Below are 26,068 nucleotides of genomic sequence, written 5' to 3'. Positions count from 1 at the left end.
TTATATTTCCTAACAGTGTTAGGTGTAGACTGAAAAAATTTTATATGCTATTGCATGCTTTTTGTGAAGCCTGCTATGGCATCATCTAAAACCATTTTATTAAGTTCATCGTCAATGGAGGAGTTGCCGGTGATCTTGATTGATATTAAGCCGTGCATTACTGACCAGAATGTGTGGTACTTCAAACAGGAGTTAATGTCAGTACGTTTGCTTTTTTTGATGAGTGCCTCTATCGGCTCCATTACTAAGGCCCTGAATTTTTCCTGCTCGGGCATTGCCTTGCTTATTTCGCAACATTGCATGCCTATGCCAAACATTAACTGGTAGAGTTGTACGTTATTGATGCCAAAGTCCCAGTAAGCATCGGCCATAGCCTTGATCTGTTCTGCCGGATCAACATACGCGTCTTTCGCATCGATGACCTTTTTAGTGAGTTTACGAAAACCCTTTTTTGCAAATTCAAGGTAAATGGCTTCCTTGTTTTCAAAATGGTCATAAATAACAGGCACGCTGTATTCAATGGCATCAGCTATTTTACGGATAGACAAAGCATTCCATCCGTCCTTTTCAACCATTTGCCATGCAGCACAAATTATATCATGCTTCACTTCTTCCTTCTGCCGCTGCCTGCGCTCTACTATTCCCATTGTTGTTATAATGTACAACCTAACACTGTTAGCAAATGTAACAACGTTTTACCTGATTATGCAAGTGTTTATATAAGCAGGATATAGTTATTATAATAGTGTGACAAATGAAGGGCGGAATTTGCATTGAAACGATAATTATAAAGCGTTTTTATTAACACATCTACAAAATTCAGTGGCAAACATTATATTGCATATCTATTTAACCGACTTCATGAAAAGATTTTTACCTGCTGTGCTGATGGCCATCAGTTCGTTTGCTTTTGCGCAAAGCAAACCGGCCGATGCGAACAGTTTTACCCTGGCTAACGGCATGAAATTTTTAGTGATGGAAGACAGCTCCATCCCTAACGCCAACATGTACCTGTTTTACCGTGTAGGCTCACGTAATGAGTACCCGGGTATTACCGGCCTCTCCCACTTTTTTGAGCACATGATGTTTAACGGCTCCAAAAAATTCGGCCCAAAACAGTTTGATAACACTATGGAGTTTAACGGTGGTGCCAACAACGCGTACACGACCCAAAACGTTACGGTATATACCGACTGGTTCCCGGCATCGGCCATGGAAACGATGTTCGACCTGGAAAGCGACCGCATTGCCAACCTCACCATCGACCCTAAAATGGTACAAAGCGAACGCGGTGTGGTATCGTCAGAAAAAAGTACGGGTTTGGAGAATAGTCCTTGGGAACAATTGAGCGAACTTATCTACTCAACCGCCTTTACCGAACACTCGTATCACTGGCCGGTTATCGGTTATCAAACCGATATTGATAACTGGACCAAGGAGGACCTGGAAAGATATTTTAAAACCTATTACGCCCCTAATAACTGCGTGGTGGTAATATGCGGCAATGTTAAAACCGCCGATGTAAAAAAACTGGCTGATAAATATATGACTCCTATCCCGGCACAACCTGCGCCGCCGGTGGTTCACCTGAAAGAGCCGGAGCAAATGGGCGAGCGCCGCGTGGAATTTAAAAAAGACCTGCCCGTACCTTACCTGCTGATGGGCTACCATACCCCTGCCGCGCGCGACAGCGATTACTATGCCCTGAGCATTTTGAGTGATATTTTATCAAGCGGTAATTCATCCAGATTATACTCGGCTGTGGTTGATAAAAAACAACTGGCCACCAGCATATCATCCAGCTTTGACGAGAGTTTTGATCCGGGCTTATTTATGGTATATGGCGTAGTTGCCAAAACATCTAACGAAACAGCGGTTGAAAAGGCTATTGATGAGGAGATAAACAAAATAATTACACAAGGTGTAACCGACCGCGAGCTGCAAAAGGTAAAAAATCAGAAACTGGTGCAGCTTTACAAGCAACTGGAAACCATTAACGGTAAAGCAAATTCGCTGGGTACTTATGAGTTATTTTTTGGCGATTATAAAAAGCTGTTTGATGCCCCTGCCGAGTTTAACAAGGTTACAGTCGCCGATATTAAACGGGTGGCAGCCAAGTATCTTAAACAAACCAACCGTACCATCGGCGTAGCCAAATCAACCGTAAAATAACCTCATGAGAACGATATTTAAACATACTATATGTGCGCTGGTGTTAATAGCAGCAACAATTACCGCCCAGGCGCAGTCGGCATTTAAAGTGCCGCCATATCAAAAATTTACGCTGCCTAACGGCCTCACCGTTTACCTGATGGAGCAGCATGAGATACCGTTGATCAGCGTATCGGCCGTGTTGCCCGCGGGTGCTATTTATGATGGTGATAAGCATGGCCTGGCATCACTTACCGCTGCCGGTTTACAATATGGTACTAAGAGCTTCACCAAAAACCAGATTGAAGAAGAACTTGATTTTGTAGGTGCCGACCTGAATAGTTATGCTACTAAAGAGTACGCTTCGCTGAGTGCCAAATTCGCTGCCAAAAATACTGATAAGGTTTTGGCCATTGTGAGCGAGGTATTAACTGCGCCAACCTTTCCTGCGGCTGAGTTTGATAAGGAGAAGGAGCGTGTACTGGCCCGTTTAGATCAGGCTAAGCAAAGTCCAAGGCAGGTGATAAACGCCTATTGGGATAACTTTATTTACGGCGCGCATGTGTATAGCAACAGCACAAGCGGCAGCCCGGCAACGGTAGGCAAACTTACCGCTGCTGACCTGAAGGCTTTCTATAATAATAATTATATCCCACAACGTTCGGCTATAGCGGTGGTGGGTGATTTTAAGGCTGCGGATATGAAGCAAAAGCTGACCAGGTACTTTGGCAAATGGAACAATAAAGGTGCTGCGCAAATCAGCGTACCGGCAACGGTTACCGCCCCTGCCGAAGCCCGTGTTTTACTGGTTAACAAGGAAGATGCCCGCGAAACCACCTTTTTAATTGGCGGCCTGGGCATTAAGCGCGACAACCCGGATTACGTGGCGATCGACGTGGTGAACACCCTGTTTGGCGCACGCTTTACCTCTATGCTGAATGACGAACTGCGGGTAAATTCCGGCTTGACCTATGGCGCACGCAGCAGCTTTAACCCGCTGAAAAACTCAGGTACCTTTTATATATCCACATTTACGGCTACCAAAACTACCGAAGCGGCCATTGATAAAGCCCTTGAAGTATTGAACCGCCTGCATGAAAAAGGGCTGGATGAAAAATCGCTTACTTCGGCAAAGAATTATGTAAAGGGCCTGTTCCCGCCGAAATATGAGACATCCGGACAATTGGCCGACCTGCTGACGCAGATGTTTTGGTATGGTTTCACCGAATCGTACATTAATGATTTTCAGGCCAATGTTGACAAGCTCGACCTGGCCCGCTCAAAGGAGATCATAGCGAAATACTTCCCGAAGGATAAGCTGCAATTTGTGCTGGTAGGTAAATCGGCCGACATAAAGAAGGTTGCGGAGAAATACGGCAAAGTCACCGAAAAGCAAATTAAGGCCGATGGATTTTAACATTGCCTTAAACTTTAAGAAATAAATCGTTTATTTGCGGTGCCGAAAAAAACGGCATCCTGATAAACCTGACTCCGTAGCTCAGTTGGTAGAGCAACAGACTCTTAATCTGTGGGTCCTGAGTTCGAGCCTCAGCGGGGTCACTGGAAAGCTCTCTGATTAATTTCAGGGAGCTTTTTTATTTAATTGACTATCAAAATGTTGTACAGGTTAATAGATTTTGTTTGTTAATTCGTTAAACTGTAACATTGGTCTGAATTAGCTTTGAATACCTCCTTTTTTAGCTGTTTTTGGCGCATACTTGGCGCATATAAAGGTAGTTAATTATTACGCTATTACTCAGGTTTGAGGCAATCAAGAAAGAAAGGAAACGGAATAAATGAAGGGCTGTGTGTAAGGTTGTGTTTATGCCGTAGTCTTTCGTTCGCTTCAGTAGCCGAAGCCCTAACTTTGCCTTAATGATTAATGCTTACCTCTATCTCCTCTCATAGCTTTTGTTAAATCTTTCTCTATAGCTGGCAGTTTCAAAATTTAAATTAACAAGGCTACTACAATAGTCAACTTTTAAGAAGCTAGTTAAAGTGCCCCATATCAAAACACCAAAGTTTAAAGATGTGGTAAGGATATTTAGCTTTACTTGCTATAAGTTAACTATGCCTACAAAGAAACCTACACCTTACTTTGGAATATTTGATAGCGTCGATCTTCTTAGGGTAGAGATATCAGGCTATAAAAGTTTCACCTAGATAGATCATAGGAATGAGTAAGGACTTGATAGTTTCATAACGGTAAAGGGATTTAGAAGTGAAAGTAGCTGCATGTGCTGTACCCGATATTGGCGGCATGTTAGCTTTTAAGATGGCAACGAACAAAACAGATGTTAAGCCATTGTATAACCAATAGGAAGTTAGTCTTTAACGCTATGCTAAATAAGGCAGAAACTAAGAAGTGCAACATTTGCTATTTATCCTAATAGACAAGTGATTTTATGAATGTTGCACTAAGGGTTATACTTCCTAACAACGTCTTTAGGGTTCAGGTTCGTCCCACGTTCTTAAAAGGCAATATATCTAATTAATAAGTTAGTAGGATTTAAGAAGCAATGGCAAGCTCCTTAGCAAACATTTCAGCTTGTTTAAGTACAGTATTAGTTGCCCGTATTTCATCATCTGGCGGATACCTATGTGATCTTAGTACACGTTTTACTTCCAACTTAACACGGTCTTTAACGGATTGGCGAACTGTCCAATCAGTAGTAGTGCTTTTTCTAACCCGTTGTACCAGCTCCTTGGCGATACCGAGCAGGGCAGCATCGCCTAACATATCCATAGCCGATTGGTTACATGCCAGGGCATCATAAAACGCTTTCTCTGCTTCACTCAAACCTAACGACTTGCCAAGTGCAGTTTCATGGTTTACATCCCGCGAAAGCTCAAGTAACAACTCCATCATTTCCAAAGCAGTTATGGATTTGTTGTTGTACTTGTTGATAGCGGCCATGAGCTTTTCTGTTAAGTTCTTGTTGATGACAACATTCTTCTTGAACCGTATCTTAATTTGATCCGATAATAGCTTCTTTAACAACTCAATGGCAACATTCTTCTGCTTCATGTTCCGTATCTCGTTCATGAAGTCCTCACTAAATATGGAGACCTCCGGTTTATCTAATCCCGCTTGATCTAAAAGATTAACGATTCCATCAGTCGCAATGGCGGTGTCAACCATCGACTTTATGGTGTTTTCAAACTCCTTGCGTCTTTGACCAGTTACGGTGATATCGAACTTCGATAATCTTGCTTTAACAGCTTGAAAGAACGCCACTGCCTCCGTAGCTACTTTTGCTTCGGGTTCAGACTTAGCAAGTGCATATGCTTGGGCTAAAGCTGTCACTTCTTTAATATACCGTTCCTTGCCGTTATCCAAGCTTAAAATATGATCCTCAGCTTCAAGGATGATATTCATTTTTACACCTGTACTGGCTGTAAAGTATGACTCGTAATCGAAGTTGTGAAACATCTGCTCTACAACCTCAAGTTTGGTAAGCATCAAGTTTACCGCTTCTGCAATGTCAAGGGTAATCGCTCCATTACCGTTATTCTCAGTATAGGTTTTTAACGCAGCTTTTAAGTTGCCTGTAACGGGTACGTAGTCAACTATTAAGCCGCCTGGCTTGTCGTTGAATACCCTGTTTACACGAGCGATAGCCTGCATCAGGTTGTGACCACTCATATCTTTATCCAGATATAGCGTATGCAATATTGGTGCATCAAAGCCGGTCAACCACATATCAACTACTATCACCATCTGTAGCGGATCTCGTTTTTCCTTCAACCTGGCTGCAATCAAACTTCTTTTAGCCTTAGTTCTGATATGGTCTTGTAAATGTGCCTCATCGGAAGAACTACCCGTCATAATCACCTTAATGCCGCCATACTCATCGCGGGTATCATGCCACTCGGGTTTAAGCGCGACAATATCATTGTACAACGATACCGCAATGTTCCGGTTCATGGCTACTATTAACGCCTTCCCGGTAAATATCTCATATCTGTTTTCAAAATGCGTTAAAATGTCTTTCGCAATTAGCTTTAAGCGCTCCGGGTGACCGATAATAGCTTCTTGACGAGTTGAACGTTCTATGGCCTTATTGATGGTATATTCAGAGAGGCCTTCCGCAACCATGCTCAGGTTATGCTCAAGGTCTTCAGTAAATACCTTGTCAAGTTTCAGTTTTGCAAACCTGTTTTCATAGTAAATAGGAACGGTTGCCCCATCTTTTACAGCACGCTCTATATCATATATATCCACGTACTCACCAAACACCGCCTGCGTATTCTTATCGTTGCTTTCGACTGGTGTACCTGTGAAACCTATAAAAGTTGCACCGGGTAAGGCATCGTGCATGTGCTTGGCAAATCCATAGGTTGTTTCGCTGCCTACTTCTTTACCTGTTTCATCTTTAATATACCTCACCTTTGCTTCAAAGCCGTATTGGGTGCGGTGGGCCTCGTCAGCAATAACAATGATATTTCGTCTTTCAGAGAGTTGCACAAATTGCGCAGAGGTATCTTCGGGCAGGAACTTTTGAATAGTGGTAAAGAACACACCACCGGATTGACGGTTCTTCAACTCTTTTATTAAGGACGATCTGCTATCAATCTGTACGGGCACCTGCCTTAAAAGCTGTGAGCAGTTAGCGAATGTGTCAAATAGCTGCTCGTCTAAATCGTTCCTGTCGGTAATGATAATTACCGTAGGGTTGTTTAAAGCTTTAACTAGTAATCCGGTAAAGAATACCATCGACAGGGATTTACCCGAACCTTGCGTATGCCATATTACCCCGCCTTTGCGATTACCCCCATCTGTGCTTGCTTCCTGCGCTGATACAATTGCTTTCTTAACTGCGTAATATTGATGATAGGCAGCTACCTTTTTAACTGTTTCTATACGTACGGTTTTAGTAGCCAAGTCTTCCACCTTAGTCTTCTCGAATACAATGAAGTTCAGTATAAGGTCAGTCAACACTTCGGTATTCAGCAACCCATCCATTAATACGGCCAGCTCACTCGTTTTGTTTGATGCTACCGTTTTGCCATCTGCTGTCTTCCACGACATAAAGCGCGATATATCACTCGTTATGGTTCCGAGTTTTGCTTCTAAGCCGTCAGATATTACCTCAAGGTAATTGTAGTTAAACAGGGTTGGAATACTACGGTGATAGGTTTGAAGCTGGTGGTAAGCTTTTTCAACCGTTGCATTGTGATCTGTAGCATTCTTTAGCTCCAGTACAACGATAGGCAAACCATTCAGGTATAGAATTACATCGGGCCGCTTGTGCTGTCCGTTCTCAATTATAGTTACCTGATGCGTAACGTGCCATAGGTTATTACCTGGGTTTACATCATCAACCAGCTTCGCTTTAATAGTTCTTTCCTCGCCCTTTTCGGTATAGGTTACATCTACTCCCTCAACAAGCAAAGTATGAAAGTATTGATTGCCCTCCATCAAATCGCCATGCCCGGGTGTTCGTAGCACCTCTTTAACGGCTTGTTGAAGCGTGCTGACAGGTATGGTTGGGTTTATCTGAGCTAACGCATGTTGCAAATAAGTCTCAATGACAACATCGGCAAAACCCGCACGGAGTGACGTGTCGACATCCGGGTCAAGCTGATGCGGGTGGATATAGGTAAAGCCTTTGGTTTGTAATACCCCAATTACCCATAGCTCTATGTCATTTTCATTTATTCGTGTCATGATACCACCAGCCCCAATTTAAGGTTAAGTTTTTCTTTAAATTCGACGGGTATATCTTCCCAACGCTCCACGAGGATATCGACTAATTGCTTGCCGTTTATCAATCCTATCCGTGGGAATCCGGGCTCAACAGCAATTTCCTCTGCTGCTTTTTGATAATCGCAAGTTGCAATGAATGCGCCTTGACCGTTATTAGGTATACTCATTCGCAGTGCTTTTACGGTATTGGCAGATATCTTAGTACCGAGCTTATAACGCTTAGCCTGAACAAACACTTTAACTTTTGCCAAGCCATAAACATTTAGTTCTCCGGTTGCATCTACACCTCCGTCGCCAACTTTGCCTTGATGCTCAGAACCTTCAAAGCCTAGGGCAGTGAGCAAGTGAGTTATCAAGATCTCGAATTCCTTGTCGTGCAATAGTAGTATCTTGTTGAGAACCGATGTGTAGTAATCATACTCACTATTTAACTCGGTTTTGGGTATGAGATCAACCTTACCTATACTTTCTAGGAAGTTATTCAGGTGAGAAACTTGGAAAACAGTCAATGTAGCCCGAATTAAGTTTTGGAACGGAACACTGAACAAGCTCCTTAGAACGGGTTTATTATTCCAAGTTACTCTTCTCCGATGCAGGTAAGGACACCCATCGTCACTCGTGGCATGAAAATAAGACGGCACCGCATCCATAGTGCCGTAGTAAACATAATCAGTATCCGCAGCTGGCGTAATAACGTAGTCGCCAGTTTGTATCTCCAATAGAAATCGTGCGATTTGCCCTACTTGCTGGCCAATTACAACATTACTTGTGTCATTGGGATATTCAGCCTTATATAATGGATATAGTTCATCCCTTGAAGAGATTCCGCTTAAATCGTTTTTAGGCAGCCATCCAATAGCTACATAGCCACCCTTTAGAAAATGCTGTGTGTAGGTACCAAAGTCTGCTCTAACTACATACAAGTTCATCTTCAAGGGCTTTAATTGTTAGTGCTCCACTCATTAACTTAGGTAATAGGCTATCGCGAAGTTGCTCGAGTTTGGCTATTTGAATTTGATTTTGAGTAAGCTTATCGAACATAGGCTCAACTGCATTTGTAAATTTCTTAACTAGGCTCTCTGGTGGCAGCTTAAATTCATAGTTAGGTAACGCTGCTTTGGACAAATGCAAGACCGTGGTTCCGTTCGATGCTCCAAGACAATAGTGCTTGAAGTCGTCACTCTTCATCATGAAATATAAATACGGCTTGCTCAAGTATGATATTGGTACTACTTTAACCAAGTCGGTGCTTATAATCAGCTTTTCATACTTATTTGTACTTATAACTATCGCCGGATTACCTAACACTTCAGCCTCTTGCGTTAAGTCAGTATGAGCCACTACTAGGTCGCCATTAACGACAACCTGATCATCTTTGTATTTACCTATATATTCTTTAAAGCCATCTTGCTTGAAACCACCATTTCTATCAAAGCTTTTTAAGGTAACCAATGCATTTCCCGATGGCTGCAAGTCAACACTTCTGTAAGAGTAGCCAGATACTGAATTGATATGCCGACCCAACTTTGTATCCTCCCAATTATTATCAGCTTCTTTCAAAAACCACTGTCTAAACAGAGTTTCTGCTAAAGCCTCCAACGTTCTATTGTTACGATTTAGTAGGTTTATTTTGTCATCTAAGCTACTAAGAACTTCTGCAATATCAAGTTGTTCGGGCCACAAGGGTATTCTAACGAAAATGTTTTCGAATGTTTGTTTGGTTATTGTGTCAAACACTGCACCGTAAGTATGGCTCTCAATTTGTGTGAGCGAGTGTTTTAATAGATAATATAGAAAATCGTTATACACTACGCCTACTTTACCTCTTAACCCATAACAGGACTGATTCAACGTCATAGGTCTATCAAGTACTGCTAGAGCACCAACAGTCCCTCTAGCAGATATAATTATATCGCCAGCATTTAAATACTTAGTACTACTGTTATCTAATCCTTGCTTCGATATCGTCTTCTCCGTTTTATAGACGTATTTACAAACATTATTGAAATCAACTACTGACAGCCATGGTATCCCTCCGTTCCAATATTCAGGATTAGTTGTTTTCGGCGTCCCACCACTTATAATATCCATTATATCAGCTAACCTAACTTCTTTCCAGTTATTCATTCATCACCTCCATAACCCGTGAAAGATTAGTTTTTATTCGTTCATTCAGTGTGATTTCTTCATCCATTTGCCGCTCTAGGTCATTTTGAAGACGGGACATGGTTTCGGTAAAGTTAAAATCGTCTTCTTCATCTGGAAGGCCTATATACCTGCCAGGAGTAAGCACATAATCCATTAACGCTATATTCGACACCGCTGACGATTTACAGAATCCAGGAATATCGTCATATTCCTCTCTGCTATTCAACCAATGGTGATAGGTATCAGCAATCGTGCTTAAGTCGGCATCACTGAATTCCCTTGTCCGCCTATTAACCAAATGCCCTAAATTACGTGCATCTATAAACAATACTTCTCCCTTTCGTAACCTGTTTTCGTCACGGTTTAGAAACCATAAGCAGGCGGGTATTTGCGTATTCAGAAACAACTTAGTTGGAAGATTGATTATACAGTCTATCACTCCGGCCTCAATCATACTTTTGCGTATCTCATACTCACCACTTTGCTTCGTGGTCAATGCACCTTTACTCAATACTATACCAGCCTTACCTTTGGGAGCAAGGTGATAAAGGAAATGTTGTAACCATGCATAGTTGGCGTTGCCCGCGGGTGGTATTCCGTATTTCCAGCGTCCATCATTTCTGAGCAGTTCACCACTCCAATCTGATACGTTAAACGGTGGATTGGCAATGATGTAGTCAGCCTTTAAATCAGGGTGTGCATCCTTTAGGAAGCTTCCCTCACTATTCCATTTTACTTGCTCCGGGTCAATACCACGAATAGCAAGGTTCATTACGCAAAGTTTCCAGGTGGTTTGATTGCTTTCTTGCCCATATATGGTGATATCATCTAAACGTCCTTGATGTTGTTCAACAAATTTTTCGGACATCACGAACATACCACCACTACCACAACAAGGGTCGTACACTTTGCCTTTCTTTGGTTCAAGCATCGAAATCAATAATGACACAACCGAGCGTGGCGTATAGAATTGCCCTCCCTTACGTCCTTCCGCTAAAGCGAACTGGCCGAGAAAGTATTCATAAACCACCCCAAACAGGTCTTTACGTTGAGCAGCTTCAGTACCCAAATCCATATTGTTAATCAGGTCAATAAGCTCGCCAAGTGTGACCTTATCCAGTTTAGATTGTGCAAACTGCTTGAACAGAACGCCCCTAATTTTGGGATTCTCCTTCTCAATGAGGTCCATAGCTGTATCAACTTCCTCACCAATGGTAGGCAGTTTAGCTCTGGTTACAATATAATTCCATCGGGCTTTCTCCGGCACGAAAAAAACATATTCGGCACTATATACAAGTTTATCTTCGGGATTATCATACGCGTAATCACCTTCCTTGTTAATAATTTTTTGATGAAGCACGTCAAATGCGTCCGAAACGTATTTAAGAAACAACAATCCTAAAACGTAACTCTTATATTCGGCTGCATCAATGTTCTTACGGAGTTTATCAGCCGTGAGGAACAGTATTTGCTCCATCGGCTTATTGTCTTGAGGTTTAGTTGTTTTAGCTTTTGCCATACTGTAGTATCTGTGACCTGCTAAGTTAACAGATTTAACAGTAAATATACCTGTTGGTCGCTACTAATCAAATAGCGAGCCCTGTTGTGCGGCAAACACAGCTACTGACTGTATTGGGTTGAATGGTTTATCAAACTTGGATTTAGGCTCTTCGGCTTTTAAAGGACTCAGCCAAATGAAACTTAATTCCGGCGCTGTAAACTCAATATAGAATGGCATGTGGTAGCCATCAATCATCGCTGTATCTACTTTGAAACCTCTGTAAAACTCATTGCTTAAAGTATTCATATGAGCGATTTCACCTTTTTAAGAGTTAAGTAACATGTTGAGTAACGCCATCTTACAGCAAGTTACATCAAGGTCTGCGCCGTACAACAAGCTACTGCGATTAAGTTTAGCGGCTGCAAGCAACATCCTACCACTACCACAAGCAGGGTCGTTAATCTTTCTACCGTCAGCAAGATCACCCATCTGCATCATGGCCATCATGTCTGCTATTGGAGTTGGAGTAAAGAACTGACCATTGTGACCATTGCTTATAGCTTGCATGTATAACTCGCCAAGTGGGTCTCGAAAGTTTTCTGACAGTTCACCTATCAGCGTTATAAGTTTAAACAGGTGTTCAACCTTTGGGTGGGATTGATAGCTTTCGAGTGCTTTGCGTTGCTCATCAGCAGCATCATACCTTTTAAAAGGTAACAGCGCCCAATCAAGCATATCAGTGAATGCGGTGTGTAAGGATTGTCCGTAAGCATAGCGTTCAAATACAGTAAGTAGTTCTTTGAAATCTGTCATAGCAGTAAGTTTTAGTTCGAGTGAATTCTCGAAGCAACGAACTGCTGAACAGCATCACTAAGGCAAGGTGGAGACAACAAAGCTGCGGAGGCTCCATTCATGGATACCCCGGTTTGTTGTGCTACCTTGAAGCAAAGCGGCTATGTGAGGGTGTGAAGCTAACTTTGGGGAGAGATTACGCTCATGTTCCTAAATTAACAAGGAACCTACATACAATAAAAAATCGCCGGTCAAACCTTCAAGCCCTTTCAATCTAGAGAGATTATTGTTCTCTTGATAATGCCAATAGTGAAGTTTGCTCCCTAGTTGGCTTTTTTGGAGTTCAGAGACAAATTTATCCATTATTGGTAGTGTTTTCGACCATTTTGCGCCGTCTACCGCATGCTTGTCGATGAATACAAAAGGGTTCGATGCATTTGACTAAATGCTTTAGCTTCGTGCAAAGAGGTTTGTATTCGTTTTCAGGGTTAAAGTGATTAGTGGCATATATAATCTTATCACAGATAACAGAAAGATGTATAGGAGTGTCTTCTTTATTCATTGTCAGTGTTTTTAATTAGTTGGTCATTATTGTTGGATGTGTTTGCCACTGAACTACTATTAGCTCTGGACTTATCAATACCCCAAGTTGTTTTAGCTATATCTTCGATTTTGGCAATAAACTTATCAACGTTTAGGCCTGCTATAAAAGCAATGGCGTAGAATGCAAGATGTGAAGCATCGGGCTTGCTTTCAGAATACAAAACTAAAAGCCCAGCTTGTAGAAATACATAGCTTACTCCACCAGTTAACAGGCTTACGATCGGTCTTATAAAGTACCAAGGATACCATGCAGCATCCCAATCTTTACGAACGCAAGCACTCAAATATATGCCACGTAAGCAGTATACTATCCCACCTAACCCGCCTGCAAGTATGCAGTAAAGCAACGTCTTGATGTGATTTAATGTATCTGGTTGGTTGGTTGTTACTAGTACTAAGTCGAAGTAAAGGTTAGCAGCCAACATTGCTATAAGATAAGTGATGATACGTTTCATGTTTAATCGGATAAATAGAAGTTATTGATAAAGCTTAACGGTTTCGCGGGTCCCCAACCTCTTCCTGGTGCGGCTCCAACATGATAGTTTATTGTTGAGCCTTGTGTAGATATAGGAAAAATATTTCTCCGCAATAAGGCGTTTACAATCACTGGAGATGGATGATGATCGCTCTGTCCAGACGTACATGAAATTAATCCCGTTTTAGCGGAGATGTATTTTAATACACCCTTAGAAAAGTTATGACGGCTTCCATGATGGGGGACTTGCATTAAATCGAGATTATTAAGATTGTGGCCTTTTGATATAGCGTAATTGATAGTCTTATACAACCCCATAGTTCCTGCGTCACCAGTCAAAAGTACACGGTGTCCTGCAACATGGATTAGCATCACCAAGCTCATGTCATTTTCAGGTGCAGTGTCACCATCTGCATCGTGTAAGTGCTCTGTATCAAATGACATTGTCTCATAAACTAAACTCTTCTCTCCGCCAAATTTTTTAGTTGCGGCCTTAAGAGATTCTCGCATGGCTGGTGTTTTATCGGACTGCTCAATAAGACTCATGTAAAGTTCCTTACTTGGACCCAAAAGTGTCATAACGTTCTCACCATGCCATTCAAAAACGTTGCCTTGATGAGGGTGGCGTAATTTAATTCCTTTTTCGATTGCCTTTTGCTCTACTTGGTACGCAAAACTATAAGCATCTTGTAGCCGTTGTTCAAAAGAGCTACGAGTTATGCGTCCGTCTTTGATATACTGTTGGCAATCTTTCCAATACTTCCACGGACGGTGCATTAATACCGACTTGACGTCTAAGTTGTCCATGACAGTTCTCATCCCCGAGGTAAAATCCGCTTTAGTTAGCAACCTAACTTCTTCATGAGGACGGAGCCAAGTCGCATAAGTCATCATGCAACATAGGTAAAGTTTATAATTATAACTTTTAAGGTAATTAAGTAACGGTTTGAGTTGATTGTTATCATACGCCACATGAAGGGCTGCCTTAGCTTTACGCCGCTCTGTTTTCCTAACAGCATTTACGGGTTTATCAGCTATCTTTCCGGCTAAGTTGAATAGTACGCCGAGATCACGGCGTTTGTTCATATAGTATGTACCCGATGAGTTATACCGACTAAGGAATATATCTAATCTAGCTGCTTTAATGGATGTTAATGGCGCTAATAATTCATCAGTTGTTAAAAAGTTTATGAGGTCTCTGTGAATGAACTCTAAGTTACTTTTGTACTTGCGACTTAGGCTAGAATGAAGTTTGATATCTAGGGCTTGCTTTAATGCATCTTGGGTACTACACTCATGTTCATGTATAGCCTTAAAAGGTTGAACTTTTTCACTATTGCTACCGTAAGTATTAGCTTCAAGTGCTTTATGAATCTCGAATTGCAACTTCCGTAATAGGGAGTTACGTTCTGAGATGCTGGTTGCTCTGTTGGGGTTTATTCGTTTTCCAATTGACTTTCCGTTGTACTCTCTGATACGTTGGTTGTCAAGGTAGAAGGTAATGTAAGAACGTTTAGTTAGATCGTCGGTCGTAACGATTTTAGGTTCAGTAAACATGTTGACGCATTATTTGGCGCACAACAGATAGTCAATAGATAATACACTGATTATGAGTAGCTCAGTTGGTAGAACGTAGTGCTCTTAATCTGTGGGTCCTGAGTTCGAGCCTCAGCGGGGTCACCAAACAAACAAAAATCTGCGTTCTTGCTATTAAAACGCAGATTTTGTGTTTCACAAACCGCTCGAACAATCCAATATTAAAGCTTTTTAAACCCTTTGTTTCACAGTGTTTCACACTAAAGCACCATGAGCGACATTTTTAATCAGTCGGTTATAAATGGTATGCAGACTTATTTTTCGTACCTAATCGGAATATAACTACAGCCCAGCAACGCGTTATACAATATTTACTATTTAGTAGATGCCCGGTACACTATTGCCAATAAAAGCTAATTAATTGGTATCTCTCACAAACCTCACGCTAAATCTGTAACTATCGCCGTCAAATACATAGACTATGCCCCCGGCTGTTGTACTTTCTGCCTGCATGTAAAATGTTGTTGTTTTTGACCGCTTTACTCCTTCATCGTTAACCATTTCGGTAGTAGATGATATAAACTGGGTTCCAACCCCACGAAACCTGAAATCATTATCACCACCCGCCTTAACTTCACAAATACCGGCCGGAAGCGCGTTAAAGCCGGATGAATTATCTCCGTTTACACCGCTCCAACCAGATGACGACATTAACTTTACCACACTTTCCAATTTAAGATCGACATAACCATCGGCCTCAATGTGCGGGTAATTTAAAATCAGTTTTGTAAAATCAGCCTTAGTGGGCAGCCGCCAGCCATCCTGTAGTTTTATAGCTTGCGCCTCTTTGCGTGTATAAAGTTTACCATATTTAGCATCATTATCACCCTTGTAATATATGCCGCCTGTGCCACTATAGTTTACACTAATCCATTGCTGTTTACCAATTTTAACGGTTGGATAGGTCGTGCCATTAATGGTTACCGTCTCCACAGTTGGCTCAGGGTTATTATTATTATCGTTCTTGCAAGCTGTGATTGTAGCTATCAAAGCCAAAAGGATCAAACACCTTTGGCTATTAAATTTGAGGTTAGTGATAATTGACATTTTGATGGTATTAAATATGGTTGGGGCTGACTTTGTGAGACTTGCCAATAGCTATTAACCCTTAATTAAAACCTTTGTTTTATTTGGATATAGCGGAGCGCGGAAAACTTTAAATACAAACTTTCTGAGCATTTGTATAGCATTTAATTCATAGATACTTTTTCTGGCTAAAAATCAACTTATTATAATATCATCAGCTATATATTAAAAAATTGATTTTTTAAATAGGCCGAATTTTATACCTTTGCAGGCATAAAGCCTTGATAAATGTCAGGGCTTTATTATTAAGCTAACGCGAAAGTAGCTCAGTTGGTAGAGCACGACCTTGCCAAGGTCGGGGTCGCGAGTTCGAATCTCGTCTTTCGCTCATCAAAAAAAATCCCTGCATTGATAAACAATATAGGGATTTTTTTTGACCTCATATTTTGTAAAGGAAATTTCATCTACCTACCCTGCTGTTAACGCAAAGCAACGTAAGCACGATAATTTTTTACAGCGAAAAAGCAAATAATCAAAACTTTCCGATTAACATTGTATAAATGCAGGAGTACTTTATTGATTTTAGCGAATGGCTTACTGGGTTGGGTGAAGAGTATGACGTTGACCCGTTAACGCTTGGTATATTATATTTAATCAGCAAGCCCTTTTTTGTAGGCTGCCTGATCTGGACGGCGGCGCGTGCCCGTTTAAAGGAGCCTGTAATTATGCCTATACTTTTTTCGGCTATCGCATTCAGCATTCCTTACATGTATATCATCATAGCCGGCCGAAACATCCCGGTATGGGTTTACTTTTTTATCGCGGCTATGTTTGTATACGGCGCTTATACTATCAGCAAAAAACTGAAAGAGAAAAAAGTGGCTTCGGGTCTGGATTAATTAAAAATTACAAAACACCAAAAAACAAAGAGCTGCCCGGTTAACCCGTGCAGCTCTTTTGTTATGATGAGGCTGGTTATCAATTATTTTCTAAAGGCGTTTGTTTTAGCCTTACCGCGCTTATGCGCCAGAAAGTTCCGTCGCAGCAGCCCTTATTTTGCAGCGTGCCTACAAAACCCATTGATACGGTTTTGGTTGATGTAAGCTTAAAGCTGATTTTATGGGTACCAGTAGTGCTTGTTTTAGCATAACTGATAGCTGACGATAAATTCTCGATATCCGGAATTATAGAGCCCTCGGCAGCAACCGTATAAAAGTTACCGTTTTGGGTACAATCAGGTATATCCATCTCAAGTGTGTAATTTCCGGCAGGTAATTCAGCCGTCTGGTAAATTTTTCCGTTGGTGATGGTTACCATATTATCTGTAGACCAACCGGCTTCCATTGCAATTTGAGGGCCACCAAACCAAAAATCGACACCACCGAATTTAGTACCGGCTCCGTTGGTGAAGTTAAGCACCGCCGAATTGGTTTTCCAGTATTTAGGTATGGCCCACCTATCGCTATTGGCTACAGTTTCAAACGGTATTTTTGTGTTACGCAGGTATTCCTTTGCAACGCGCACTTCTACTGGTTCGGTGTAAAACGTATCAATACTTGTAGTTTGAGGCTTAAACAGCGTACGGTAGGTAAACGTTGCCGCACTCGCATCAAGATCGCCTATTAAAGTTTGATCCTGCGTTATGGGCGCGTATATGGTTTTTGTACCGGTTTTTGAAAGATAGGTAATCTCGGTAGCTATAGGCCCGGCCGAAAGATCAATTGGTAACCAATCAATTTTAGTGGTATCAACCAACGATGATGCCGCGCTTACCAAGCGGTTATTCAAGCCATTTTGGTAGCGGGGGCCATAAACCTGCCCTACCGCGTTAACCGCTATTGATTGGTTTCCCTCGGCATCGTATGTGTAAATAACAAAGTTCTTGATCCCCTCTTCCATGGGGATGGTGCGGATAAATTCGCGTGGCTCGGTTTGCATATCCACATCGTACATGATTGAATCCTTACCGCTGTTCCACAAAATTTTCACTTTGGTTAGCTTTGGGTCAGCCTTAAACATCGCTTTTAACCTGATGCGCTGGTTACCTGAAAAGAATTTGACCGAATCAAGCTTACCGGTGTAGATTATCTCGCCCCCCTCTTTATATTTCTTAAAATCATCCCACTTTGAGCAGGAGTATGTAAGCGTACAAACCGCGGCAACCGCTAATAACGCTTTTATTTTATGTTGAAATTTATGTTTCATAACTGTTGATCATTAAAAGTTAAAGTGTTGAACCATAAACCTCCAACTCATTGATGCTTTGCGCAGTACCACCTGCCCAGTTTTCGAGGCAGCGTATGCGTATGTAGCGCACCTTTGGAGCGGCAAGGTCAACCTCCCAGCTAAAGCCCGCGGCCGCTGTTGCCTGATCTTCGGCATTATCATTACCATACGGCAGGCCTGATGGTTTTTTAACCTCGTAGCTGCCTAACAATGTCCAACTGGCATCGAGCGCGCCGCTGAGGGATGGGTTTGATGAACCATATATTTCAAACTTGCGTAAGCTTGTCAGGTAATAAAACCGGGTACCCTCCGGGAAAGGTCTTATCCAAACACGGCTAATCTTGGCCGATACCCCGGTATCAAAAGTAATAATGTGCGGGCCCGGGCCACCTGTTATCTGCTGGGTAAAGCTAACATACGGCCAGCCAAGCAAACCATCCCAGGCATATTCTAAACGGGCACCATTGGTTACCTGCGGCGCATCGCCGGGTAATACCAATGCCCTAAATTTTGAAGGATTAAGCTTAGCCTCATATATCGGTTTCACATTTTGAAAAAGTGTATCTGAGCTGTTGCCCCATTTATCCTTAACGTAAATGGCAAATTCCTGGTTGGCGGTATCAAGCCCACGTATTTTTGAGAGGATCTCATCCGTACGGGTGTAAACGCTTTTAAAATTATCAACCTCAAACTTGTTGAACTCATTACGTTTCATAACAATAATGGCCACATTATCCCGCGAAGGATTGGTAGCGGTGAGATTATATCCGCCAAATGCGTTAATAACCGACAGGGTTTTAAATACCTTTTTAAAAGGTGCTTCCAGCGGCTTGATCTTAACCACTACCGGCTGCGACAGCACTTCGCTGCGGCTTACTGAATACAGGCTCACCTCATGCTCTGAAGTATCGGCAAAACCCTCTACAACCACCGTATCTTTATAAAATGATGATTTAGCCTCGGCCATAGCCCCTGTTGACAGCTTATACACTGCCTTTACGTAAAGCAAATTCTTATCATTAGGTAATTTGTAGGTAATTCGCGCCTTACCGGCCAGGTTCTCTACATTTACGTTGCTTACCAACTGCGGTACCGAACCATCACCGCCCACAGGGGTTTTGTAATCCATATCCTCTTTACAGGATGCCAGCCATAAGGCTACGCCTGATAAGCATATATATTTGATCAATCTAATTAGTTTCATGTTATAACTGTTTTAAAGTTTATACTTACCATCCCGGATTTTCAACGAGTTTAGGGTTACGCCTGGTTTCATAATTACCTATCGGCCACAAATAATCGCGCGGGGCAATAAAGGTTTGGCTGAATATGGTACGCTCGATATTATAGCTCTCGGTGGTTTTACCCTGAATGCTGAAGCCGGTTATATCCTTATTCAACTCTTCGGCTGAAACCTTCCAGCGGCGCAGATCCCAAAAGCGCTGCCCTTCAAAGGCAAGCTCTATCATACGCTCCCTCCTGATAATTGAGCGAAGGCCATCCTGCGTGCCATACTTGCCCGGATTGCGGGAGAAATTACTCCATGATTCAACAACCCCTTTTAAACCGGCACGTAACCTAACCCTATCTACATAACTAATAGCCGTAGCCGATGCAGGCTCAACCTCATTCAGAGCTTCGGCATACATCAGATAAAGGTCGGCAAGCCGTACTTCAGGCCATGGGTAAGCCTTCCATGTTGGCGCGTTATTGCTGTTGGTGGTCGATTCCCAGTGTACCAGTTTTTTGATGAAGTAGCCCGTTTCATTCCAGTTGGTAAAGTGGCCAAAGCCGGAGATCTGCGCGTTTTTAAGCTGCACATACATACCATCAACATCACTACCCGTGGTCGTACCGTCCTTCATGTACCAGCGGCCGCCATCAAACCCTAAATCAGCGTAAAAGCGGGGTTCTCTATCGTAATTAAGCCGTGCGGTGGCAAAGCCGGGTTCAATATAAAACTGCTCGCCGGATACAGCCGTGCGCGGTTGGGTGTAGTTGGTATAATCAAGCGTTTTATCTTCCTCAATAGGCACACCGTTTTTGGTATAAAACATTTTGGCTACTTTAATAGGTGCAGCCCAAACGCCCTGCAACTGAAACCTGTCCACATTTTTACCTCTCGCCAGCGGCGGCATGCACAAGGCCTCGTTTACAAAGTAACTGTTTGAAAGGCCCCAAACGGTTTCGGTACCCCACCTGTCAGTTATCGCGTTACGTATACTAAGCTGGGTTTTTGTTTCCTCGCTTAAATTATATAAATCATTACGGTATACATACAGCGCGTTACCGGTAGCCTCGGCGGCATCAATAGCGGCCTTAGCGGCATCGCGGGCTTTTTCCCACTTGGTTGGGTCAACCGTCGGGTTAAACAGGGCAACACCATCCTTATCGGTAAAACCGGCATAATCACTGTTACCATTAAACAACGGGCTTGCCGCCATCAGCAATAGTTTTGCCTTTACGGCTAATGCTATAGGTTGTGTAATACGGCCAAGCTCTTTGTTTTCGTCTACTATGTTTGGCGGCAATTTAGCAGCGGCAGCATCAAGCAGGTTTGATATAAAGGTAACACATTCGTCAACCGGCATACGTTTGTAATACAGATCCTCAGGTGCAGATGACTCCGGCACGTTAACATCAATAATAGGTACCGGGCCATACATGCGCAATAAGTAATAATGGTAATAGGCTTTTAAAAATTCCACCTCGCCTATCCACCTTTCACGTTCTGACCGGCTCAGGTCAGGCACCTTGGTTTCGTCCTTTATATTTTCCAGAAAGATGTTGCAATGGCGTATACCCCTGAACATTACCAGGTAATTGAAACGGCCATCGCCTCCCTTTAGATCGCCGCCCCACTCGTTAAACAGTGGCCTGTCTTTATTTTGCTGACCCTGTGCTATGCGAAATGCCGGGTGCCAGTTGGCCTGATCGCTTTGCGGCAGCCAAATTTCGTCGCCACTCATCATACCGGCATTAAACCAGCCATCGCCGTTTTTAGGCAGATAGGAGTAGCAGGTAAATAAGTATTTTTCGGCCTCGTTACGCAACTTAAAGGCATTTTCGATCACGGCTACGTTATCTGGCACAATATCCAGGTATTTTTTACAGGCCGATATGCTGAACGCGAGGGCAAGTATACCCGCCAACGTAATAACCTTCATCCGGTTACCGGTATGAGCTTTGGTTAATGGCCTGCCAGCTTTATTTTTTTGTTTATGTGTATTCATGTTACTAATTGCTGATTGATTAAAAGTTAACCTGTACACCCATGTTGTAAAGAGATTGCAACGGATAGTTAAGCCCGTTACCACGCATTTCAGCATCCCACATTTTAAAGCCACTGATAATAAACAGGTTGGTAGCCGAAAAGTATAAACGGGCATGTTTTATCTTCGCCTTTTTCAGGTTATTGAAAGTGTATCCAAACTCAACATTTTTTAGGCGTAAAAAGCTGCCGTTACGCATCCACCAGGTTGATATTTCATTGTTATTGGCAATACGGTAAGTACTTAAACGAGGCCAGAACGCGTACAGATTGGGGTTAGCTTCTGACCAGTAATCATTAGCAACCGCTTTCAGCAAGCCTGTTTGGTAACCATTGTTTTGATAAAATGGCTGTATTTGCGCGGAATTGATAAAGAATGAAAAGCGTGATGCTCCCTGAAAGTAAAAGCTGAAATCGAGGTTTTTATACCCAAAGCTTGAACCGAAGCCATAGATCATTTCAGGTTGCGTTGGATAACCGATCGGCACACGGTCATCACTGCTTATTATACCATCCTTATTAATATCACGGTATTTGATATCTCCCGCCTTCAGGCTGGTATTACCAAATTGCACGGGTGAGTTGGCAACCTCCTCGTCATCAGCAAACAAACGCTCGGCAACATAACCCCAGGTTTGGTTAATGGAATAACCCTTGCGCGACAGGTAAGCCAGATCGCTTGAGTAAGGCAGCTCATCAATTCTTTCTATACGGGTTGTGGCATAGGTAAATGTACCACGGGCATTAATCCAGAAATCGTTAGATAGATTGATCTTGTAATTGGCAGACATATCAACACCCTTGGCTGTAACTTTACCAAAGTTTGTAAATGGTACAGCCATTAAACCGGCCGCGTTATCGATGTTTGAAATAGGTTGTAAAATATTGCTCCTATCCTGCTTGTAAGCATCAACTATGATATCGAGCGCGTTGGCTATAGATAGGTCCATACCCAAGTTGATCTGTTTTGATTTTTCCCAGGTGATATCGGTGTTGGCATAACGCGATATGGATATACCGTCACGATAGTAAACCGCGGTACCATCATTACGGCCAAATGTTGCACCAAAACCACCGTTGTTAAGGTTTACGTTAGACATGTAAAAAAACCGCTCGTTAGCACTACCAATAGCGTCATTACCAACAATACCATAGGTACCCCTGAATTTAAGGTTGGATATAACCTCACGTATCGGTTCAAAAAACTTCTCCTGGGATATACGGTACCCTAACCCTACAGACGGGAAGAAACCCCAGCGTTTGCTGGCACTAAAACGCTCTGAGCCATTGTAACCAAAGTTAAATTCTGCCAGGTAACGATCATCATAACCATAAGAAAAACGGCCCGACACGCCTGCGTTACGTGCTGGCAGTGATTGTATCACATCATTAGTATTGGCATTTTCATAGCTCGACATGTAGGAAACGAGCATACCGCCAAACGAATGCTTTTTATTAAATGTACGGTTATAGTTAACAGATCCTTCCAGCCAAAACCTCGAGTCGATCTCCTTGGCATCCTGATTATAATCCAGAAACTCGCGGCCAACGGGTTGCAATGAATTTGCTGAACCATCATTTAGTGCTTTCAGGCTGTATGATTGATCCTGAGGATTAACGATCGCTGAATAGTAAAAAGGTATATAACTGCGGTTAACACGGTAAAAAGATACCCTGCGCAGATAACCCATGGCCCGGGCGGTTAAACCCTGGGTAAGGCCACCCAGATCCTGCTTTAGTTCCAGTTGTGGCTGCAGGTTTGATGTTTTGTAAACCTGGTAACCTTTAACCATTTCGGCATAAGGGTTAACATACATGGTTGAGCTCAGGCTCAGGTCAGAATTACGGGTTTGCGCCGAACCGAACAGCGGGTGATCAATAAATGGTAATTTTGAAGCCGGGTACACCGCCGGAAACGCTACCGGATTGGCGTTTAACGCATTGCGGAATGTTTGCTCACCGCCCGAGATACGGGCTCCGTTTTCATTGAATCCACCAATGGGCCCCTGGTAATCATCAAACTGCCCATACATACGCACTATTAGTACGGTACTTTTGGTTACGTTAAAATCAACGTTGGAACGGATAGAGTAGTTTTTAAGATTAATGTTGGTATTAAAATCATTGATAGGTTCAATTTTTAATATACCATTATCCTTATTATAGGTACCGGCTATATAATACCGGGCCCTGTTTGTACCCCCGCTGATATTCAGGTTGTAACCCTGGTTAATGGTATGATCTTTAATCAGTTGTTTTAACCAGTTATTGTTAGGGAACAGGTAAGGATCTTCGCCTGCACGGGTACTGTTTATCTGATTTTGTGTATAAGGCTCCCTACCATTAATATCCCGGGTAAGCACGGCCTCATTACTCATATTCATATAGGTAATGTTGTCGGCAAACTCATAATCGCGCGTATTGCGCGACATGCGGTTCTCAACCCTGAAGTTAAATTGCGGCGCGGCATCCTTACCCATTTTAGTATTAATGAGCACGACACCGTTAGCACCGCGTGCACCATAAATAGAAGCGGCAGCGGCATCTTTCAGTACCGAAAAGTCGGCAATATCATCGGGCTGCAAACGAGCCATATCGGTAGAGGTCGACTCCACACCATCAACCAGGATCAATGGATCCTGCTTACCTGAGCCAAAGGTTGAAAGGCCGCGGATGTAAAAGGTAGAGTTATCAGTACCTAAACCCGGTTCGCCACTACCCTGAAAGGCGATGATACCGGCCACCCTGCCCGCTAAAGCGTTGGTTAAGTTTGATGACGGCGTTTTCAAATCCTTAACACTTACCGTGGTGATGGAACTTACCAGGCTGGCTTTACGCTGCGTGTTACCAAAACCGGTTACGGCAACTTCTTCGAGCGAGGTGGTATTAACCTCTAAAGTAACGTCAATATTTATAATACCGGAAGCATTAGCTTTATAACCCGATAACATAACTTGTTTAGGTTTTGAACCTATAGCGCTGTAAATCAGCGTTGCATCGGCCGTGGTTTTTAGTTTATAACGGCCCAGGTTATCAGTATTTGCACCCTGTCCGCTTACTCCTTTTACGGTTACGGTAGCACCGGGAATGCCGCCAACAGTATCCTGCACTACGCCCTGAACGGTTACCTGCTGCGCTTTCGCCAGCCCGGCCGTTAACAGAAACAGTAGGACAGCCAGCTTTCTGAAAATACGAAAGTAATTTTTCCTCATACGTTTACAGTTTAAATTTTAGTTTATAATTAAGGGGGTAATTGGATTATTATACGCAGCTATACTGCGTGTTTTGGGCTATGTTTTAAGGTGGTATCATCGCGTTTAAATAATCAGGGTTATAAAAAGCCGGGATATTTTTTGCCGATCGTGCTTAATTAATAGGCAATAGATATCCTATTCCGAATTATAATTGGTATAATCAGTTACATAAAAACCGGAAACACTTGCCGAAATTAACAGGCACCACCGGCTACATCTATCGTTTATCAAATACCGCTTAAAGTTTAGCAGATCAATAAACTGATAATGCAGATAGCACTTACGAAGAAGTACAGATCTTATCCATGAAATTTTGTTTTAAAGTTGGTTTTACAATTGATTGTGAGCCAAATATAAACGAATATTTTTAATTGTATAAAAAACAATAATAAATTTTTTTATTGAAAATATTTTTATGCAATCGATTATAATACAGTTTATTTGTTGCTAAAACGTGTAAAATGAATTGAAGAAAAATTTCAAATAATTTACGGACGCTTAATAATTGTAAATTAAACGATTAATAAAGCTTTATTCTTAGTCCTTATATGGTGTAAAAGCTTTTGAGTATTTCTCAGAAATAATGAGCGATGAAAAATAACGACGCGTTAAGCCCATTAGCATAGTACGATCTATGTAATTTTACAAGTAGCAATTAATTGTAAATAAACGCTCGACTTGTTTATGATAATCTGATTATTGGATAAAAGTTATGATCGCAACCTTGATTTTTGCGTTGTAACCGGCATGGTGTAAATCCATGCATTATACTTACTTCACCCTGTTAAACACAAATAAATCCTCAAAAACCCATTGGCCATCTTTCTGGCTGCCACGGGCAATTACAAATTGGTTGGTTGAGCGCTTTTCGTAAAGTATGCGCAGGGTTGCCTCTCCTTCTTTTTCAAATATAGCACGATTTTTTGATGCCTCTACGAAAATATACCTGTCCTGCTTATCCTTTTCTTCGTTGCCAATTAAGCCTGGCTGAAAGTGTTTTACCATAGAGGTTAGCCCTTTGTCGGTTTGCTCGTAGGCCAGTATCTCGTACAGGTCGGGCTTGTCGCCTTTCATCATCCGCATAAAGCCTAACATGTTTTCGCCCCGCGGCAGCAGCCATGAGCCTTCAATGGTACGCCCGTCTGCTGTGGTGGCTTTCCAGTTACCTTGTATAAAAGCAACATCAGCTACTGTACCCTTTGTGCCTTGTGCAAATGCGGCCGAGGTGCTAAAAAACAAAATTAAGGCAAGGTAAATGTGCAGGCGTTTCATAGTTTGATGTACTTGGTTTTGCCTGTAAATTAATAATTACCAG

At 42.3% G+C, this 26,068-nt stretch carries 18 protein-coding genes and 2 tRNA genes; 5 read left to right on the top strand and 15 right to left on the bottom strand.

All coding sequences use genetic code 11. The features are described 5' to 3' along the window. Positions 1-47 precede the first annotated feature (47 nt). Positions 48-647 carry a TetR/AcrR family transcriptional regulator gene (locus AC3WJC_RS06545; RefSeq protein ID WP_492398269.1) on the bottom strand — a complete coding sequence of 200 codons (600 nt, stop codon included), beginning with the start codon at positions 645-647 and terminating at the stop codon, positions 48-50. Positions 648-861: 214 nt separating this feature from the next. Between AC3WJC_RS06545 and AC3WJC_RS06540 the strand changes: the two genes are divergently transcribed. The 3 genes from AC3WJC_RS06540 to AC3WJC_RS06530 all read left to right on the top strand — a co-directional run bounded on the left by AC3WJC_RS06540 (position 862) and on the right by AC3WJC_RS06530 (position 3,711). Continuing rightward, complete coding sequence (locus tag AC3WJC_RS06540) at positions 862-2,172, top strand: M16 family metallopeptidase (protein ID WP_492398268.1); 1,311 nt, start codon at positions 862-864, stop codon at positions 2,170-2,172. A 4-nt stretch (positions 2,173-2,176) separates the two neighbouring features. Continuing rightward, positions 2,177-3,568, top strand: a complete 1,392-nt coding sequence (locus tag AC3WJC_RS06535) for a M16 family metallopeptidase (RefSeq protein ID WP_492398267.1) — start codon at positions 2,177-2,179, stop codon at positions 3,566-3,568. A gap of 70 nt (positions 3,569-3,638) precedes the next feature. Beyond that, positions 3,639-3,711, top strand: a tRNA-Lys gene (locus AC3WJC_RS06530). A gap of 949 nt (positions 3,712-4,660) precedes the next feature. Here AC3WJC_RS06530 and AC3WJC_RS06525 read toward each other — a convergent pair. From AC3WJC_RS06525 to AC3WJC_RS06485, 9 genes are all read right to left on the bottom strand, one after another. After that, entirely contained in the window at positions 4,661-7,822 is a 3,162-nt protein-coding gene (locus AC3WJC_RS06525; protein WP_492398266.1) for a type I restriction endonuclease subunit R, read from the bottom strand. Further along, complete coding sequence (locus AC3WJC_RS06520) at positions 7,819-8,790, bottom strand: restriction endonuclease (RefSeq protein ID WP_492398265.1); 972 nt, start codon at positions 8,788-8,790, stop codon at positions 7,819-7,821. The genes AC3WJC_RS06525 and AC3WJC_RS06520 overlap by 4 nt, the downstream gene beginning before the upstream one ends. Next, positions 8,771-9,988: a restriction endonuclease subunit S gene (locus AC3WJC_RS06515; protein ID WP_492398264.1), complete on the bottom strand. Its 1,218-nt coding sequence runs from the start codon at positions 9,986-9,988 to the stop codon at positions 8,771-8,773. Before AC3WJC_RS06515 ends, AC3WJC_RS06520 begins: the two co-directional genes overlap by 20 nt. Then, positions 9,981-11,528 (bottom strand): type I restriction-modification system subunit M, encoded by a 1,548-nt coding sequence (locus tag AC3WJC_RS06510; protein ID WP_492398263.1) that lies wholly within the window; start codon positions 11,526-11,528, stop codon positions 9,981-9,983. Before AC3WJC_RS06510 ends, AC3WJC_RS06515 begins: the two co-directional genes overlap by 8 nt. Positions 11,529-11,591: 63 nt before the next feature. Next, on the bottom strand, positions 11,592-11,816 hold the full coding sequence (locus AC3WJC_RS06505) for a hypothetical protein (protein WP_492398262.1): 225 nt from the start codon (positions 11,814-11,816) through the stop codon (positions 11,592-11,594). 18 nt (positions 11,817-11,834) lie between these two features. After that, a complete protein-coding gene (locus AC3WJC_RS06500; RefSeq protein ID WP_492398261.1) occupies positions 11,835-12,323 on the bottom strand; it encodes an N-6 DNA methylase in 489 nt (162 codons plus the stop codon). Positions 12,324-12,856: 533 nt separating this feature from the next. Next, positions 12,857-13,360, bottom strand: a complete 504-nt coding sequence (locus AC3WJC_RS06495; RefSeq protein ID WP_492398260.1) for a hypothetical protein — start codon at positions 13,358-13,360, stop codon at positions 12,857-12,859. A gap of 2 nt (positions 13,361-13,362) precedes the next feature. Next, on the bottom strand, positions 13,363-14,937 hold the full coding sequence (locus AC3WJC_RS06490) for a ComEC/Rec2 family competence protein (RefSeq protein WP_492398259.1): 1,575 nt from the start codon (positions 14,935-14,937) through the stop codon (positions 13,363-13,365). A 396-nt stretch (positions 14,938-15,333) separates the two neighbouring features. After that, a complete protein-coding gene (locus AC3WJC_RS06485) occupies positions 15,334-15,966 on the bottom strand; it encodes an FISUMP domain-containing protein (protein ID WP_492398258.1) in 633 nt (210 codons plus the stop codon). Positions 15,967-16,317: 351 nt separating this feature from the next. On the opposite strand from AC3WJC_RS06485, the gene AC3WJC_RS06480 reads away from it, so the two are divergent. Then, a tRNA-Gly gene (locus tag AC3WJC_RS06480) sits at positions 16,318-16,390 on the top strand. A gap of 172 nt (positions 16,391-16,562) precedes the next feature. Continuing rightward, the gene (locus AC3WJC_RS06475) at positions 16,563-16,901 is read left to right on the top strand and encodes a hypothetical protein (RefSeq protein ID WP_492398257.1); all 339 of its coding nucleotides are present in this window, start codon (positions 16,563-16,565) and stop codon (positions 16,899-16,901) included. A gap of 79 nt (positions 16,902-16,980) precedes the next feature. On the opposite strand, the gene AC3WJC_RS06470 is transcribed toward AC3WJC_RS06475, so the two are convergent. From AC3WJC_RS06470 to AC3WJC_RS06450, 5 genes are all read right to left on the bottom strand, one after another. Continuing rightward, positions 16,981-18,207 (bottom strand): DUF4998 domain-containing protein, encoded by a 1,227-nt coding sequence (locus AC3WJC_RS06470; RefSeq protein WP_492398256.1) that lies wholly within the window; start codon positions 18,205-18,207, stop codon positions 16,981-16,983. Between the two features lie 19 nt (positions 18,208-18,226). Further along, complete coding sequence (locus AC3WJC_RS06465; RefSeq protein WP_492398255.1) at positions 18,227-19,432, bottom strand: DUF4959 domain-containing protein; 1,206 nt, start codon at positions 19,430-19,432, stop codon at positions 18,227-18,229. 25 nt (positions 19,433-19,457) lie between these two features. Beyond that, entirely contained in the window at positions 19,458-21,461 is a 2,004-nt protein-coding gene (locus AC3WJC_RS06460) for a RagB/SusD family nutrient uptake outer membrane protein (RefSeq protein ID WP_492398254.1), read from the bottom strand. A gap of 19 nt (positions 21,462-21,480) precedes the next feature. Further along, positions 21,481-24,711, bottom strand: coding sequence for a SusC/RagA family TonB-linked outer membrane protein (locus AC3WJC_RS06455; protein WP_492398253.1), 3,231 nt, complete (start codon positions 24,709-24,711; stop codon positions 21,481-21,483). An 813-nt stretch (positions 24,712-25,524) separates the two neighbouring features. After that, a complete protein-coding gene (locus tag AC3WJC_RS06450; protein ID WP_492398252.1) occupies positions 25,525-26,025 on the bottom strand; it encodes a DUF6265 family protein in 501 nt (166 codons plus the stop codon). Between the last annotated feature and the right edge of the window lie 43 nt (positions 26,026-26,068).

Source organism: Mucilaginibacter sp. FW306-07-L (assembly GCF_058782065.1).
The sequence above is the reverse complement of the archived record's forward strand: the minus strand, read 5'-3'. Positions and strand labels throughout refer to the sequence as shown.

What these genes read in the sequence shown, in the direction of transcription:
- AC3WJC_RS06475 (WP_492398257.1), top strand. Translation starts at nt 16,563, where the DNA reads ATGCAGGAGTACTTTATTGATTTTAGCGAATGGCTTACTGGGTTGGGT.
- AC3WJC_RS06455 (WP_492398253.1), bottom strand. Translation starts at nt 24,711, where the DNA reads ATGAGGAAAAATTACTTTCGTATTTTCAGAAAGCTGGCTGTCCTACTG.
- AC3WJC_RS06470 (WP_492398256.1), bottom strand. Translation starts at nt 18,207, where the DNA reads ATGAAACATAAATTTCAACATAAAATAAAAGCGTTATTAGCGGTTGCC.
- AC3WJC_RS06515 (WP_492398264.1), bottom strand. Translation starts at nt 9,988, where the DNA reads ATGAATAACTGGAAAGAAGTTAGGTTAGCTGATATAATGGATATTATA.
- AC3WJC_RS06495 (WP_492398260.1), bottom strand. Translation starts at nt 13,360, where the DNA reads ATGAAACGTATCATCACTTATCTTATAGCAATGTTGGCTGCTAACCTT.
- AC3WJC_RS06510 (WP_492398263.1), bottom strand. Translation starts at nt 11,528, where the DNA reads ATGGCAAAAGCTAAAACAACTAAACCTCAAGACAATAAGCCGATGGAG.
- AC3WJC_RS06505 (WP_492398262.1), bottom strand. Translation starts at nt 11,816, where the DNA reads ATGAATACTTTAAGCAATGAGTTTTACAGAGGTTTCAAAGTAGATACA.
- AC3WJC_RS06525 (WP_492398266.1), bottom strand. Translation starts at nt 7,822, where the DNA reads ATGACACGAATAAATGAAAATGACATAGAGCTATGGGTAATTGGGGTA.
- AC3WJC_RS06460 (WP_492398254.1), bottom strand. Translation starts at nt 21,461, where the DNA reads ATGAATACACATAAACAAAAAAATAAAGCTGGCAGGCCATTAACCAAA.
- AC3WJC_RS06535 (WP_492398267.1), top strand. Translation starts at nt 2,177, where the DNA reads ATGAGAACGATATTTAAACATACTATATGTGCGCTGGTGTTAATAGCA.
- AC3WJC_RS06465 (WP_492398255.1), bottom strand. Translation starts at nt 19,432, where the DNA reads ATGAAACTAATTAGATTGATCAAATATATATGCTTATCAGGCGTAGCC.
- AC3WJC_RS06520 (WP_492398265.1), bottom strand. Translation starts at nt 8,790, where the DNA reads ATGAACTTGTATGTAGTTAGAGCAGACTTTGGTACCTACACACAGCAT.
- AC3WJC_RS06540 (WP_492398268.1), top strand. Translation starts at nt 862, where the DNA reads ATGAAAAGATTTTTACCTGCTGTGCTGATGGCCATCAGTTCGTTTGCT.
- AC3WJC_RS06490 (WP_492398259.1), bottom strand. Translation starts at nt 14,937, where the DNA reads ATGTTTACTGAACCTAAAATCGTTACGACCGACGATCTAACTAAACGT.
- AC3WJC_RS06500 (WP_492398261.1), bottom strand. Translation starts at nt 12,323, where the DNA reads ATGACAGATTTCAAAGAACTACTTACTGTATTTGAACGCTATGCTTAC.
- AC3WJC_RS06545 (WP_492398269.1), bottom strand. Translation starts at nt 647, where the DNA reads ATGGGAATAGTAGAGCGCAGGCAGCGGCAGAAGGAAGAAGTGAAGCAT.
- AC3WJC_RS06450 (WP_492398252.1), bottom strand. Translation starts at nt 26,025, where the DNA reads ATGAAACGCCTGCACATTTACCTTGCCTTAATTTTGTTTTTTAGCACC.